9 protein-coding genes are annotated in these 16,207 nt (G+C 50.6%); 7 read left to right on the plus strand and 2 right to left on the minus strand.

Annotation, left to right across the window (positions count from 1 at the left end; genetic code table 11):
- Positions 1–337: 337 nt before the first annotated feature.
- On the plus strand, positions 338–673 hold the full coding sequence (locus IJG50_04305; GenBank protein ID MBQ3379073.1) for a DUF202 domain-containing protein: 336 nt from the start codon (positions 338–340) through the stop codon (positions 671–673).
- Between the two features lie 112 nt (positions 674–785).
- Here IJG50_04305 and IJG50_04310 read toward each other — a convergent pair whose 3' ends face one another.
- A complete protein-coding gene (locus IJG50_04310; protein MBQ3379074.1) occupies positions 786–1,742 on the minus strand; it encodes a rubredoxin in 957 nt (318 codons plus the stop codon).
- A 426-nt stretch (positions 1,743–2,168) separates the two neighbouring features.
- Complete coding sequence (locus IJG50_04315; GenBank protein MBQ3379075.1) at positions 2,169–5,696, minus strand: S-layer homology domain-containing protein; 3,528 nt, start codon at positions 5,694–5,696, stop codon at positions 2,169–2,171.
- Between the two features lie 1,138 nt (positions 5,697–6,834).
- Between IJG50_04315 and IJG50_04320 the strand changes: the two genes are divergently transcribed.
- From IJG50_04320 to IJG50_04345, 6 genes are all read left to right on the plus strand, one after another.
- A complete protein-coding gene (locus tag IJG50_04320) occupies positions 6,835–9,372 on the plus strand; it encodes a response regulator (GenBank protein MBQ3379076.1) in 2,538 nt (845 codons plus the stop codon).
- A complete protein-coding gene (locus IJG50_04325; protein MBQ3379077.1) occupies positions 9,369–10,661 on the plus strand; it encodes a carbohydrate ABC transporter substrate-binding protein in 1,293 nt (430 codons plus the stop codon). Before IJG50_04320 ends, IJG50_04325 begins: the two co-directional genes overlap by 4 nt.
- A 306-nt stretch (positions 10,662–10,967) precedes the next feature.
- Positions 10,968–11,813, plus strand: a complete 846-nt coding sequence (locus tag IJG50_04330) for a transporter substrate-binding domain-containing protein (protein ID MBQ3379078.1) — start codon at positions 10,968–10,970, stop codon at positions 11,811–11,813.
- A 5-nt stretch (positions 11,814–11,818) separates the two neighbouring features.
- Positions 11,819–14,722 carry a response regulator gene (locus tag IJG50_04335; GenBank protein MBQ3379079.1) on the plus strand — a complete coding sequence of 968 codons (2,904 nt, stop codon included), beginning with the start codon at positions 11,819–11,821 and terminating at the stop codon, positions 14,720–14,722.
- Positions 14,723–14,854: 132 nt separating this feature from the next.
- On the plus strand, positions 14,855–15,115 hold the full coding sequence (locus tag IJG50_04340) for an IS3 family transposase (protein MBQ3379080.1): 261 nt from the start codon (positions 14,855–14,857) through the stop codon (positions 15,113–15,115).
- 160 nt (positions 15,116–15,275) lie between these two features.
- The gene (locus IJG50_04345) at positions 15,276–15,821 is read left to right on the plus strand and encodes a cytidine deaminase (GenBank protein MBQ3379081.1); all 546 of its coding nucleotides are present in this window, start codon (positions 15,276–15,278) and stop codon (positions 15,819–15,821) included.
- Positions 15,822–16,207: the final 386 nt, after the last annotated feature.

The following is a 16,207-nucleotide window of genomic DNA, read 5'->3' on the forward strand; positions in this document are numbered from 1 at the left end:
CACAGAGGGCCAGACCGAGCCGCGCCGAATTTGAGAAAGCCTCGTCGCCTACGGCTCCTCGTCTTTCTCAAATTCGCACATATAACCTTCGTCATATTTTTTCGGGTGAAGTGTCACACATCATTGACGACTCTACAAAAAGTACTGTCAAGAGCTCCGAGACTGTATAGACAAGACGCGGCGCAAATGATAAAATAATAAAAATCGACGGCGATGTTGAATTTTGTTCTGTATATGCCTATCCTTATCATATTTATATATCAGTATATCATCCTTAATTTGTAAATACGCGGCGTAAAGCCGACGGCAAAAAGATAATAAAGGCAGGTCAAGCAGTATGTCGGAAGAAAAAAACAAAAAACAGGAGCTTTCACCATTGGAAAATGAAAGCGGCCGCGCCCCTGTGAAACATAAATTAAGCGACAGACTCGCTTTTAATCGCACAAAACTTGCAAACGAAAGGACCATGCTTGCATACATACGCACCGCCATAGGATCTGGCGGCGCGGGGATGGCGCTTTTTAAGCTTATAGAGATACCCGATGCAAAATATATAGGGATCGCGCTAGTAGCGGCGGCGCCGGTCATACTTGTAATAGGCATATTGCGTTTTATCAGAATGAATAAAAAGGTCGATGATTACAAAAAAATAGATGAAGATGACGAAGATTAAAAGAGACTGTGAACAAGCGGACAATTAAAATCGCGTAAGTCACAGCCTCTTTTTTTTAAAAGCTTAACATTTTATCTTGTGTACATGATAAACGGCAAAACGCCTGCGGGATCTATGCTTTACCGAACTTATCCTTGCTCTGTTTGCATCTGGGGCAGCGCCAGTCGGCGGGGAGGTCCTCAAATTTCGTGCCTGCCGGTATACCGTGCTCCGGGTCGCCTTTTTCGGGATCGTATACATATCCGCATACGCCGCAGACATACTTGCCGGTAGCCTCTTTTGCCTTGACCTCGCCGGGAGGGATTATCGCGGGAGGATTGTCAAGATCGACAATGCGCTTAGCCTCAAGGTTTTCATATCCGAGAGGCGTGTGAGTTGAAACGTAAACGGTGGGATGTTCGCGCACGAATTGGCGCACGCGGTCAAGCGTTTCGCGCGCTGCCTTCGGGTCCTCGAAGACAATGGAAAGCTTGTTTTCATAAAGCGCCTCGTCCGTATACGTAACGTCGCCGTGCAGCATGTAGAAAAGGCCGCCGTCCTCAACTATGACTATGCTGTTGCCGTTCGTGTGTCCCTTAGCCTTAATGAAATAAATGCCGTCGGCTATCTTGTCTGCCGCAGGGAAGTTATAATACGGGCCGTCCTTATATTGGGCGCGGATGATGTTTTCACCGCTAAGGCCCATAGCGTCGGCGTCCTCGGGGCCTATGTAAACTCGCGCATTGGGGAATGCGCGAAGCTCGCCCACATGGTCGTCGTGCTTATGAGTTACAAGTATCTTCGATACCTGCTCAGGCTTATAGCCTGCGTCAGCCAGAGCGGAAACATAATCATTAACGCGCTCACCCATATAGATTATGGACTTTTCATCGGGCACCATATCGGGCATTTCCTTGGGCAAGCCCGTATCTACCAAAATTACTTCGCTGCCCGTATCTATAACGTAATTCTGCAAAGAGGAGCGGTATTTTACGGAAGGGTCGAATTTGTCGGGGCCTTCCTCGCCTCCGAAAGGAAGCGGCTGGCGCATAAAGCCGTTTTCGTAAAGCTTAACTGCAGTGATCTTCATTTTTGGACATCCTTTCTCCCTAAGGGTGTGATTATAATAAAATCGTAGCACACAATTTTATTTTATTCAATATATGCTGAAAAACAAAATGATTATGCACCCCTCTAAAAAGCAAGGCAACAACAGGCTTTTTTAAAGAAGCTCTCATCAAAACCTGCATTTTACGACAAATTTACGACAAATGAGAGTTTAATATAGCAATACGTTGACAAACCTGCAATACGCACACGAGCTCAAATAAAGGGGCGCGGATTATCTTCCGCGCCCCGCTTTAAAAAAAACGTATCCTGCCTTAAGTCATGTTATTTTTTGCCCGGTTGGGCTTGTATTACCCTATGATCCTCGCAACGGTGCCGCAAAAGCTTTTAAACGACAGACACTTTTGCCGCATCCATGCACATGAAGAAAGACCCTACAGCAGTTTGATCAGTTCGGCAGACTGAGCGAAACGGATGCTCCGTCGGCGCTGATGCTGTTCACGGTCAGCACCATGGCGGGGGCGCCGTCGTCCCAGTAAAGCGTCACGCTGTCTCCTGCCCGGAACAGATCGTCGTCCGTTGCGAAGGAACCTGGTTTCTTAAATTCCGGTACGGGGCCTCTCCGGAGCAGCCGGAGAAAATTCTCCGCATTGAAATAAAAGCCTAAGCTGTCCCGCGGGATTGAAGGATCTGCGGGCTTCAGTTCGCTGTTCACGTGGTAGACCGTGACGCCATAGTCGGTGAAAATCGGATCACCCATGCAGTTCATAACGAAGTCCGTTCCGATCGGCGCATGGAAGGAGATCGTGTAATACTCGCCGAAGACCGTTGCCTCCGGATCCCGGGAGACCATGATGACGTCGTCGCTCGTTTCCATAGGCCTAAGGGTACGCGTGGCCGGTGCATAGTACAGCACCTCGGGATCGGACCATCCAAGCAGCATGCGGCTGAAGGGCGTCAAGGAGCCGCCGATGGTGTCCATAAGATCGGTGCTGCCCGTGGTGCATCTGTCGTAATAATCCGCCAGCCCCAGCGTATGTCCGGTTTCGTGTATAAGCGTAGAGCAGTCTGCGTTCAGCGTGAGGTCGCCGATCTGCATGTACATATCGAAGAAATCAAGGCTCATCCACACTACGCTGCTCATCGTCATATCGTCATCTCCGACTTGCACTCTCAGGCTGTTGCTCCATGATCCCCAGCCAAAGCTATACTGATCGCCGAGATAAACGAAGTACACGCAGTCGATGTCTCCGTCTCCGTCGTTGTCATATTTGGAAAAGTCGCCCTGTCCGGCATAGGCATTAATCGCGTCAATCATGATCGCATCCATTTTGTCAGTGGTGTTGATTGAGTCATTGGCGTAGGAGTAGACATAGGGCTCGAGAATGTCGGCGTGCAGATGCAGCCTCCCGCCGGATTCCGCCTCGTAGTATTCTGTGAGAGAATACCAGCCGGTGGCTCCGGTGGTGTCGTTGAAGCACATCTCCAGAAAGGCTGCCAGTTCGTCTTCCGGCGTATCCGGATCGTCCATATGTGCGCTTTCGTAGCCGTTGTCCGGGAAGATCACAGGAATGACGAGGACATCTGTCCGGTTCTTGCCTTCCGCATCCCGTGAGGGCAGCTCCGGCGCTAAGTATCCCTCTCCAAGATCGGACAGGCGGGGTAAATCAGCGCTCTCCTCGGGTGTAAGCCGCCTGCTCTCATAGACATGCACGTTCACCGGGATTTCATATCCGCCGCAGCATACCGTGACTTCATAGATCCCGTCCCTCTCCGCGTCATAAGTCTCCGATACGAACGAGATGCCCGGATCGTCCGCCTGATAGATGACCTTGCCCGTGCCCTCGTCAATCAGTTCGACCATTCCGGCCAAATCATCGATGGCTGTGCCCACGGGAACGGAAAGGGCGCCCGGATTCGCCGCCGGATAGTATCCGACCCTTGTAGGAGCGATGGGCAGCAGCATAACGTCATCGTTGTCTGTGAGGACCGCCAGAACATGCTGGAGATTGAACGTGCCCTCTACGGAATCAAGGGACTCACGTAACTCGTCGGATGCGTACTCCATCAAAAACCGGAACTCATAGCCTTCCGCGTCATAGACCCAGAAGCTCCCGTCTTCTTCTTTGAGCGTGACCTGTCTTAAATCCAAAGGATAGGGGTAATTCGAGAAATATACGGGGACGAATGTATCCATCTGGTTGAATCCCCTGCAGGAAGCTTCCTGCTTCCAGATCTTCTGAGCATCCAGCTCCAGCGCATACGGAAGCAGCTCGTCTCCGGTAAGACGGACCGTGACCACAGCGTCAAAGACGTTCCCACTTTCCAAAAGAGCGGCAACGGATGCGTCACAGCGAACGGGGATCGCGGCAAAGCAGACACCCGAATAGCTGTACACGGAGACCGCGAAGCCTTCGTTGTTTTCCAGCCATAGCATGCCGAGCCCTTGCATATAGTATTGCGCCCCGTCCGTGTACGGTTCACCCTGATTATAGAAAGTAGTGCTATCGAGCAAAGTAAACGTCTCCGTCGGAACGGAGAATTCCGTATGCCCGTAATCGCTGAACCGGCAGTCGACTGTTTTCTTGACACCGTAGTTATTTTCGGAATACAGATACATGCCGGTTATGACGCCGTTTGCCGCAGTCAGCCGAACTGTTTTAAGATTAGCCCGATCATAATCATACTCATAGAGCATTTTTGCCAAGTCAGGCAGATGTTCTGCCTGCAGCTCGAAAACGCCGGGCTCCGTCTCTGTGAACCAGCCGGCCTCCACTCCGGTCAGGGACAGGTGGTTCATCGAATAATCTTGCCCCATGTAGGAAATATCTTGCTCTACCCAGAGGCCCGAAGGCTGATCGAACATCTCGCGGCCTTTTTCCCAGTCAAAGATGTACATGGATATACCTTTTTCGGGCTCGCTAAGTTCCATCTGCTCCATGGAGCCCTTCTCCCGGAGAGTATGGATGGTTATGTTAGAAGGGCCCGAATTGGAATAAGTGCTTATGATATTCACCGAGATCGTGTAGTTATCGCTGTGCGCGTTGAAGTGGGCTATGGCATCGGCCAGCGTGTACTGCTTCGTACGTCCTCCCCCGGAGCCTCCCGACGAGGACTGTTTCACCTCGTTTTTCACCGTGTCTGCGATCTTCACCGCGTCGGCGTTGCCCAGGACGGCCTTGCAAGAGCTGTCGCGGAGGCCGACAGTATCCGTTACGCCGCTTCCGACGCAGAGACGCTCAAGCGAAGATTTCTCGATCGTGACCCCGTTGCAGCTTACAAGAACAGACCCGGTAAGCCCTGTGTACACTCCCGGCTCCGATATATACGTATCGAAAATGTTGTAGAACACCTGACATACGGCTTCCCTGGTAATAAGCTCGTCGGGCTCAATGCCGCGGTCGGTGCCGCGGATGAATCCGGCCTCAAGCATGGACGCGACAGTGCCCTGCGCCCAGACCGGGACGTCCGCGCCGTCCGGATAATCCTTCAGTATTTCGGGATCGCCCTCCGAAAGACCGAGCGTGCGCGCCGTTACGGTAAAGAACCTTGCGCGTGAAACGGGAGCTTCGGGCATAAGATGGCCGTCTCCGTCTCCCTTAATCCATCCCGCACCTACCGCATACGACATCTCGTCATAATACCAAGCGTCGGGCGGTACGTCAGTATATCCGGAAAGCCCGGCCTTTTCTCCCGCGCCGAAGGCCCGCACCATTATTGCGGCAAGCTCACTGCCCTTAATGGTGTCGCCCGGGTGCAAAAGTCCCTCGCTGTCACCGTTTAAAAGGCCGTTCTCCACGGCGGACGCCACGGCATCGTGCGACCAGCCCGAGGGCATATCCGCGGGAACGGTTGTCACCGCGTCATCTCCCGCGGAAGCAGCAGGCGCATCATTCGGAGCCGCAAATGCGGCGCTTGAGGACAACAGAAGAACCAGAAGAATTATAATACAGCGCTTCAGTAACCTCATATGCATGATCCCTTCCTTTGGCAGTAAAAATATTTTTACCTTTATTTGTAAACAGCCCAAAGTCCACCGCTTTGATTTCTCTGTTTATATAATTATAGATTACACTATTCTTCGCGCCGAATCAAGCCGCACAAGCAATATCAGGAAACATTTATCCGGGCGTTGTTTTTCCGTTTATGGAGAAAACAGCAGAGACCTGCGTATTCTTTTTCTCCGGTTTTATTTGTAAAGCAAATAGTAGTGTGTTATACTTTAATCATCAAAATATAGTCAGGCTTTAAGCGGGGATTAAAGAAAAATGTTTGCCCTGTCGGAAGCGGCAGAAAATAAAGACGACTTCAAAAGCATTCCTCTTGACATGGTGATGGAAGAGACATATGGGATCTAAAGTGTCTGATTTCGGTTTGTTGGAATACTCAAAGAAAGGCGCAAATTCCCGTTTCTCGGGATGATTGAAAAACAAGATGGAAAAACGATGCTTTGTGATCCCCAAAAAAGCAGAAGTAAAGAGCTGACTGCGGAAGATAAAAGCTTTATGGGGATATTATATCTAATTACAGATATATTTCAGAGATAATTAAGCAGGATCGCATTTTACGGCAAATTGACGACATATGAGAGTTCAATACAGCAGCAGGTTTTAAACGCATAAAAGTGAATAGGAGTATTATTATGACGAACAGGGGCCATGACCGGATCAGTTGAATCAGGTTGTCTCCTGTTTTTTATTGTAATTTGCTCGGCGGTATGATAAAATAAAAGGGCAAAAAAACGCACTCGCATAAATTGATTTTGTAAATATGTGATACAGCCGGACGCCGATCACCCGGATGAGCCCACCGACGCCATCGTGCCTATCATCAATCGTTTTCATAATAGACAAAGGCGATCCGGCTGTCGCATTCGGCGCGGGCCGCGCCATTAAAGGCAGTACGGGCAATCTTGCGCCGAGGCCTATCTTCGTGCAGATCAGCGAGATCACAGAGCTGCCTTGAGCAGGAAAGAAGACCGATCATTCTGCGCTGATCGCAGCGATCCCAAAAGGGCCGGAACGAATTGGCGCGCGTATGCGAAAGGTGAACTGCCATTGCGGGATTGCGCTTTCAGTGGCTGAAGCTATACGGAAAAAGGATGGGAAATCGATATGAAAAAAGCGTGGATCGCTCTTGTCAATATCGCGATCATGGCAGGAATACTGGTCTTTGTCATACTGTATTCCGGCTATGAAAGCAATGCTGTCTACCGGCGTCAGGTGGAGAGCTTTGTAAGCACCACCATCGCGATGGAGCATGTGACTGAAAACTATCTGCAAGGGGAACAGAACATCTGTGATTTACGGGCGTTCTATATCGACGGCAGAAGGATGACCATGGAGGAAGCGGCGGAGTTTATCCGCGATTCCCATGTGGTCGGAAATACCTCCGCGCATCTGCTTTACACTGATACCTTATGCGGCATTTCCACGCAGCCAAGTGTCAGATCTCCGGATGACTTTACTGTTTCCTATAAAAATATCGGTTTGTTCGGCGATACGGAGTGGATCTCCACGGTCGGCACTTCGATCAATATCACCCGTGCCTATACAAATCCGATAAACGGTGAACAGTCCCTTGCCTTCTGCAACAAGATCACGCTCTGGGATGAAGACGCAGCACGGGAGAGAAGCGCGCTCCTGCTTAGGGTCATACCGCTCTCTGATCTCGAGGATAAATGGGTTTTCCCGCAGGAGGAATTCAAGGACGCGGAGTTTACCATGATCGACGGCGAGGGTGATTACATCATCAAGGGACGCTCTTTCAAAAACAATAATTTTCTTGAATTCTACAAGTCCTACAACAGTATCGATCCGTCCAGGATGAACGAACTGGAAGCTTCTCTCATGACGGGAACAGGATCCCTTCATATGACCGATTCCCGAGGGAGGGACTGCGTGTTGGCGCATACCCCTATCACTTCCACAGGCGGGTGGGTACTTTTGAGCTTTGTTCCGTCTGACAGTTTACAGCGGGACACGCAGGATTGGCTGTTGACGGGCGTTGTTACGCTTGGGCTGCTCATGCTTTTTGTCATTGATCTGCTGTATATGCGGTTTTTCAACAAGAAATACCGGCAGCTTGCGCGGGAAGCGGAGTCTGCAAACAAAGCGAAAACCGATTTTCTCTCAACCATGTCGCATGATATCCGCACGCCGATGAACGCTATTATGGGCTTGACGACCATTGCGGAGAAGAACCTGGGAGACACGGAATCAGTTGCGGATAATCTTCGGAAAATCGGCCTTGCAAGCAATCATCTTTTGTCTTTGATCAACGATATCCTGGATATCTCCAAGGTGGAGAGCGGCAAGCTGAATCTGAGCCCGCTGGTCTTCTCCATCGTCGATACGGTCGAAAACCTGGTCAACATCTCCCAGCCGATGATAAGGGAAAAGAATATCAACTTCTGTTTCCGGATAAATCGTATGGAAAAGGAATATCTGTATGCCGATCAGCTGCGCTTGAATCAGATTTATATCAACATCCTTTCCAACGCGATCAAATACACGGAGCCGGGCGGAAGCGTCAGTGTAGATATGCTGGAGGAGGAAAGCAAAACGCCCGGCTGTGTCAAGCTGACCTACATCGTAGCCGATACGGGCATGGGTATGAGCCCCGAGTTCATGGCAAAGATGTACGAGCCCTTTTCCCGTCAGACAGACAGCCGTGTCAACACCATTCAAGGCACCGGCCTTGGCCTTGCGATCACGAAGCAAATGGTGGATCTGATGAACGGCATCATCGACTGCCAAAGCGAGCTGGGGAAAGGTACCACATTCACCATCGTTTTAGATATTCCGATTGCGGACAAACAACTCGACGACATGCAGTTAGAACCCGTCGACGTGTTAATCGCGGACAGCGACACGGTCTTGCTGGAGACCGCCGTGGACGCGCTGGAGTCTTTGGGCGTCGCTGCAGAGAAGGCCGAAGACGGCCTGACGGCGTTGGGAATGATCAGGCGCCGTCAGGAATCCGGCAGGCAGTACGGTGTCGTGATCCTGGATCGGAAGATGCCCGGTATGGACGGCGTGGAAACTGTAAGACGCATCCGATCCGAGATCGGCGACAGCATCCCGCGTGTGCTGATTTCGGCCTATGATTGGTCCGACATCGAAGACACGGCAAAGGAAGCCGGCGTAAACGGGTTTATCAGCAAACCTCTTTTCCGCTCAAAGCTATGCGATAAGATCAATGAGCTGATGGGAACGGGAGCAAAGTCTGCGGAGCCGGAGGATGATTACTCCGACCTTGCCGGGATGAGCATTCTCGTCGCGGAGGATAACGACATCAACTGGGAAATCATTTCCGCTATGCTGGGAATGTACGGCATCATAACTGAGCGCGCGGAAAACGGTCAGATATGCGTTGATAAGATGAAGGCAGCCAAACGCGAAAAATACGCCCTTGTCTTTATGGATATCCAAATGCCGGTCATGAACGGACTGGACGCCACAAGGAATATCCGTACGCTGGATGATCCCTGGGCATCTTCCATCCCGATCATCGCCATGACAGCAGACGCATTCTCGGAGAACGTCACAGAATGCCTGAACGCCGGCATGAACGGACATATTGCAAAACCTGTAGACATTAGACTTGTCATCAAAGAGATCCGCAGGATAAAGGAGGAAAAGAAATCATGAAAAAGGTGATATGCATCATTTTAGCCCTCTGCACAGCTGTTGTGCTGACATCCTGCGGCAGTAAAACGCAGGATGATACGGTCACGGGGTTCAAGCCGGCTCTTGACACAAGCACAAGCTGCAGTATCACGGTAGCCGGAAGCTATGACAACTTTGAGGCGCTTGAGGCGGAATTTGATCGGTTCAACGAGTTCTATCCGAATGTGCGGTTTTGCTATGTGAAACTGGACGACTATAACAACACGCTGGCCGCTGCGCTGGAAGGCAACGACAAGCCCAATATTTTCTTCTCCTTTGCCTCGATGATCGGGAACGAACAGTACGATCCGGTATTTGCCCTTGCGGAGGATCTTTCGGATCCTGCTCTGACTTTGGATCTGGGCTGTATCCGCCCCGGCCTTATCAACCATGATACGGAAGGACGCGTGCTGATGGTTCCGGTTTTTTCCAGGTCTTATGGCATGTTAGTGAACAAAGACCTGTTTGAAAAAGAAGGGCTCAACATTCCGACCACATGGACGGAGCTTATGGCCGTGTGCGAAGAATTTCGCAGCAAGGGTTACGCAAGCCCCATGATGGGATACAGTCTTAAATCGTCGAGCTGTTTCATGTACACTGTTGCCTATCCGCTATTTGCGGCAACGCTTGCCGAAAACCCGGAGGCGCTTACTCTCGCAGTTGAACTGGATCCTGCTGCGGGAGAATACATGCGTCCGGCATTGGAAGCAGTTGAGGCGTTGATTCGTAACGGGTGTATCGATCTCGATGCGTGTGACAAGATCGAAGACAACTATACCAAGGTGATCCTGCGCTTTTTTGGGGGCGACGTGCCGATGATGATTTGCGCCGGGGATACCGTATCCGGGACCAGGAAACGTGAGAGCCAGTCTGAGGCCTTTACCAATGCGCCTTTCAATTACACCTTTGTCCCGATCCCGTTGACGGAGGAAGGCGGATATTTTATTGACAGTCCTTCCGTGGAGTTTTCCGTTAACAAAAGCTGCGATGATCTGGAGATGACAAACGAATTCATGCGGTTTTTGATCTCAAATAAGGAGCTCAATGAGATGGCTTCCGTGAAGCGTCTGATAACGCCCACTACCGATATGTCTTTTGATTCGGTTTACGCGCCTTTCGGGCAGGTGCCGTCAAATCGGACCGTATCCCCGGAAGTGCTTGGTATTACGGACGCTCTCACGGCTCAAATACGGATCGCCGCGTTCCGGGTAGGAAAAGGTGAGATCACTGTGGATGAAGCCGTAACAATGTATGGAAGCTTTGAAGAATAATCGACGAGCGAAATGCATCCGGGCAGCAGCATTCGCGGCCGGCCCGTTACATGAGGACGCACGGCGTTTTTCAGGCAGCCCTGACGTGATGCGTATCCCGTCAGGGAAGTAAGACCGGGCGCTATGCCCGGACGGCGAAAACGCTGATAAAGTGTATACACGAAAAGAAGCTGACCGCAGCGAACAAGCCTTTTTAAGCCTGACGATCTGATAAAAACACTGTATCGGTATATGGCCGATCAATGAACACGCGCTATGCGGACTTTGAGAGTATAACCGGGTAATATGCAAAAAGGAGGAAAAAGCATGAAGATAAGAAAGAATACGGCGCTTTTGGCCTGCATTGCAATACTGCTGTTTCTTATCCTGTCGGTCGGAGTGCCGGTCCCGATAAACGCGGCGGCTTCAGGCCGCGAGGGTATTACTGTCCGTGTAGGCTATTATGAAAACGAGATTTTCCAGGAAGGCGCAAAGGAGGGGACTGTCAAATCCGGGTACGCTTATGAGTACTATCAGAAGCTCTCAGAGTATACCGGATGGCACTATGACTACGTGTATGGCGAATTCGGCGACCTGTACCAGATGCTTCTGGACGGCGATATAGATTTTCTCGCGGGTCTTGCTTGGCGGGAGGACCGCGAGGATATCATAGGGTATCCGGACGCGGCTATGGGCAATGAGACATATAATCTCGTCAAGCATGACGTAGACGAGGATATAACCGTTGCCGCCTCTTCGCTGGACGGGAAAAAGATCGGCGTCTTAGACAGCGCTATGGCTGCTGTGCTGCAAACATATTTGGATGAGCACGAGGTACAGGCCGAAATCGTTCTTTTTAGAGACTATGAGCCCCTCTTTAATGCTTTTGACAACCATGATATTGACGTTATGGCTGCGGAAGGAGACGGGGCATACGGGCGGGAACACGCAGAGCTTTTATATGCGTTTGGTGCTTCAGACTATTATCTTTGCGTTGCGAAGTCACGCCCGGAACTGTTAACTGAACTGAATAAAGCGCAGACGGAGCTTGCGGCGAACGAACCGAACTATATCAATTTGCTGCGCAGCAGATACTATCCTGTCAGCATTTCGAGTCGGCATTCTCCGCGGATGAAAAGCAGTGGCTCTCCGAACACGACAAGCTGCGTGTAGGTTATTTGAAACACTACCTGCCATACAGCGACACGGATGATTCGGGAAATGTAACCGGCATCATCGGGGATGTTGTTTCGAGGATGCTGGAAGAGCTCGGGATCAGCCGTATTTCAGTTTCCTTTATCGGCTACGACAGCTACGACATGATGATCTCCGCCCTGAGCGACAAAGAGATAGATACGGCCTTCCCCGTTGGCGGCGGTCTGTATTACTCTGAGGAGAGCGGCATCTTCCAGTCCTCTCCCGTCGTATCTGCCGCCACGGAGCTGGTCTACCGCGGAGAGTATACGGAGGAAACGACATCCTGTTTCGCGGTCAATGAGAATAACCGTATGCAGTACTACTTCGTGATGACCCATTATCCGGATGCTGAGATCGTTTTCTATGCCTCGATCGACGATTGCCTGAAAGCGGTCAGCGAAGGAAAGGCGGGCTGCACCACTTTGAACGGACTGAGAGCGAACGATATCCTGCGCAACAGCCGTTACAGCGGTCTGGCCCTGATCCAGACGACGTACGATGACGACCGTTGCTTTGGCGTTCAGATCGGTAATGCCGGACTTTTGAGACTGCTCAACCGGGGGATCAATGTGCTGGGCTCTGATTATGCGCAGAATTTGGCGTTCCGCTATACGGATCAGCTGTATTCCTATTCCGTCTGGGACATGATCCGAAATAACATGGCGCTCTTTGGCGGCGTTATTCTCGGTATCGCTGCATTGATCATCCTGTTTCTCGTTCGCGATGTCAGAAGATCCAGAAGGGAGATCCGAAACAAAGAAAATGCCCGGGTCGAACTGGAAAAAGCAAATGCGGAGCTGGCCGAGAGCCAGGCGGCGAAGCAGCGCGAGCTGGAGGAACGGCTGGCACTGCAGGAGGAATTGTTGAAGCAGCAATCGCGCCGAGAGCAGCAGGACAAGATGATCACCGCGCTGGCATCGGATTATCGCTGTGTATATCACGTCGATCTGGATCATAACGATGCCGTTTGTTATCGGAAAGATCCCACTGACTCGGAGCAGACAGAAGAGGGGATCCATTTTCCGTATCATGAGCGGTTTGTACGGTATGCAGAGCTTTGTGTCGCGGACAGTTACCGCGACGGTTTCCTGCGGTTCATCGATCCCGAGTACATACGGTCGGCTCTTTCGAACAATCTGATCATTGCCTATCGGTATCTCGCCCAAAGAAATGGGAAAGAGTACTATGAAATGATTCGTATTGCGGGCGTACGCCACGCGGAGGATCGTGACGACCATATAGTACACGCCGTGGGCCTCGGTCTGACAGTCATCGACGAGGAAATGCGGGAGGAGATGGCGAAAAACCAAGCACTGGCGGAGGCGCTTAGCGCAGCAGAGGATGCAAATAAAGCCAAGACGGCGTTCCTGTCCAATATGAGCCATGAGATCCGCACGCCGATGAACGCGATAATCGGTCTGAACGACATCGCGATGAACGATCCCACTGCAAGCGATAAGGTCAAGGAATACCTGAGTAAGATCGGCAACTCCGCTCAGCATTTGCTGGGGATCATCAACGATATCCTTGACATGAGCCGCATCGAATCCGGCCGCATGACCATCAAGAAAGAGGAATTCTCCTTTGCCAAGGCCCTGGAGCAGGTCAACACGATCGTCAGCGGCCAGTGCCGGGACAAAGGTCTCGTTTACGACTGCCGCATCAACGGGCAGGTGGACGATACCTACGTCGGCGACGCCATGAAGCTCAAGCAGGTGATGATAAACATTCTCGGCAACGCGGTCAAATTCACGCCGGAGGGCGGGACGGTCCGCTTTGTGATCGAGGAGGGCCCGCGCTATGACGGGCAGGCGACGCTGCGCTTCATTATCAGCGATACCGGCATCGGCATGAGCAAGGAATTTCTACCGCGATTATTTGATGCCTTCAGCCAGGAGGACTCTTCCTCCACCAGCCGCTACGGTTCGACCGGTCTGGGCATGCCCATCACCAAGAGCATCGTGGAGCTGATGAACGGCCGCATAGAGGTAGAAAGCGAAAAAGGTAAGGGCACTGTTTTTACGGTGACCGTTACGCTGGGCGAATCTGACAGAAAGAATCTCCGGACCGAAGAAGATCTGGTTTCTCAGGATCTAAACGTGCTGGTGATCGACGATGACCGGATCGCGCTGGAGCATGCCGAGATCATTCTCGGCCAGGTGGGCATAAGCTGCGATACTGCGGAATCCGGTTGGGAGGGTGTGGACAAGGTTCGCATTCGTTACGGACGACGGGAGCACTATGATCTGATCCTGATCGATTGGAAAATGCCCGAAATGGACGGTGTGGATACGACGAGGCGTATCCGTGAAATCGTCGGTCGTAATACACCCATTATCATCCTTACGTCGTTTAATTGGGATGAGATAGCAGATGAAGCCAAAGAGGCCGGCGTAGACACGTTCGTGTCAAAGCCATTGTTTGCCGATAACGTAATGGACGAGTTCAGGGAGGCTTTCCGCCGCAAGAATAAGGCGCTGGAAGAGAAAACGGCAGACCTGAAGGGTCGCAGGGTGCTTCTGGCGGAGGACGTGAAGGTGAACGCCGAAATCATCATGATGGTGCTCGCTATGCGGGAGATGGAAGTGGATCTGGCGGAGAACGGCAGGATCGCCGTGGATTTGTTTGAAGCCCGCGAGCCGGGCTATTACGATGCAATCCTGATGGACATGCGCATGCCGGAAATGGACGGCCTGGAAGCCACAAAGGCTATAAGAGCGTCAGACCGTGCCGACGCGAAAACAATTCCCATTATCGCCCTGACCGCCAACGCTTTTGACGAAGATGTACAGCGCAGCATGCAGGCCGGACTAAATGCTCACTTGTCCAAGCCAGTTGAGCCGGAGGTATTGTTTGATACCCTGGAAAGCCTGATAAAAGATTAGCTGAATAATCATTATTATCACTGCGGATGAAAGCTCGCATTATTTACTCCGGATACCTGTCTGTCCCATAGATCCGGTCAAATAATATGAAAATGTGATTTTACCCTTGACAACGAGGTTCTCAACACATTAATGTTGTTGGATTCTCTTAAAGCAGTACAGTCATTCTCGAAAAAGGGCTATCCCTTTTTCCATGCTTGTTGTGAATCTTTCTTCAAATTTCTCAAAAAAGAAGAAACAAACCGATGGATCTATCACTCTTTGGATAAGTTGAAGTCTTCTTTTTTCGAATATATTGGAGGATTCTATAACTCCGGAAGGCCTCACGGTTTTCTTGGAATGTTTACGCCTGACCAAAAGAAAATCTCTTCCGGGATCAGGTGCGGCATCTGATCCCGCAAGATTTCTTCCGCAAATCGTGTCTGCTTACTTGACTACGGTTAAATTATGAAGAAAAATATGAAACTGTCAAAATTGAAACTGAGTCTGATCATATGGAGATGTGCTTTTTATGAAAAAAAAATTACGTTTTTTAGCTGAGACATGTTTAGCGATGGTTTTGGTACTGTTATGTGTCGCTTGCAGTTCTGCCGCGCAGGGAAACGATCAGGAGACTGCGAAAAGCTTAACGAACACTGAAAACAGTGTGCAGAACGAACAGGAATCTGCGCCGGTATCCGACCCGGATTTTGATCGGGCAAAATTGATCAAAATGGCAATCGAGAATCAGAAATCCTCCTACGCTCCGTATTCCGGATACAATGTTTCCGCCGCGGTGCTGATGGATTCCGGTGAGATTTACACGGGTGCGAATGTTGAGAACGCTTCGTATCCGGCCGGAGTCTGTGCGGAGCATAACGCAATCAATATTGCCGTTCTGAACGGCGAGAGGAAGATCGTCGCTATCGCCATTGTCGGCGGCGCGGATTATACGGTCAGCGATTACTGCGCCCCGTGCGGAATCTGTCGACAGGTCATGCGTGAGTTTTGCGACCCCACAAAAATGCGCGTGATTATCGCGATTTCCCCGACCGATTACAAGGAGTATACTCTTGAGGAACTGCTGCCCGAGAGCTTTGGCCCGTCTAATCTGGAATAAGCATAGTTTATTGCGGAAATCTAGGCCTTATCGGCGAACATATGCCTTAAAAATAATCGATAATTTAATAATAAATGCCTGTCATACAGAAATATTCATAAAACTTTATATACAATTAAGTAACAAAAAAAAAATTAAGGTAAAAAACCCAGTGTTCATGCGGCTTTCTAAGGATGACAATTATATCCAAACCGCTTTTTACGACAAATTTACGACAAATGAGAGTTTAGTACAGCATCAAGTTTTTGACCGTATAAAAGTTAATCGCAGTATTACTATAAGAACGAGGCAAACGCCTCGTTCTTACTTTTCTTCACCGAAATACTTCGGGAACGGGATGCGGCACGGAAGGAGAACCCTTACGCCGCGGCATACATGACAAGAAA

The sequence above is a fragment of the Clostridia bacterium genome (genome assembly GCA_017405765.1).
In the GTDB taxonomy this organism is placed as follows: Bacteria; Bacillota; Clostridia; order Oscillospirales; family RGIG577; genus RGIG577.

Excerpts from the sequence above, each read along its gene's own strand:
- IJG50_04305 (MBQ3379073.1), top strand. The coding sequence starts at position 338 with ATGTCGGAAGAAAAAAACAAAAAACAGGAGCTTTCACCATTGGAAAAT.
- IJG50_04310 (MBQ3379074.1), bottom strand. The coding sequence starts at position 1,742 with ATGAAGATCACTGCAGTTAAGCTTTACGAAAACGGCTTTATGCGCCAG.
- IJG50_04315 (MBQ3379075.1), bottom strand. The coding sequence starts at position 5,696 with ATGCATATGAGGTTACTGAAGCGCTGTATTATAATTCTTCTGGTTCTT.
- IJG50_04320 (MBQ3379076.1), top strand. The coding sequence starts at position 6,835 with ATGAAAAAAGCGTGGATCGCTCTTGTCAATATCGCGATCATGGCAGGA.
- IJG50_04325 (MBQ3379077.1), top strand. The coding sequence starts at position 9,369 with ATGAAAAAGGTGATATGCATCATTTTAGCCCTCTGCACAGCTGTTGTG.
- IJG50_04330 (MBQ3379078.1), top strand. The coding sequence starts at position 10,968 with ATGAAGATAAGAAAGAATACGGCGCTTTTGGCCTGCATTGCAATACTG.
- IJG50_04340 (MBQ3379080.1), top strand. The coding sequence starts at position 14,855 with ATGTTGTTGGATTCTCTTAAAGCAGTACAGTCATTCTCGAAAAAGGGC.
- IJG50_04345 (MBQ3379081.1), top strand. The coding sequence starts at position 15,276 with ATGGTTTTGGTACTGTTATGTGTCGCTTGCAGTTCTGCCGCGCAGGGA.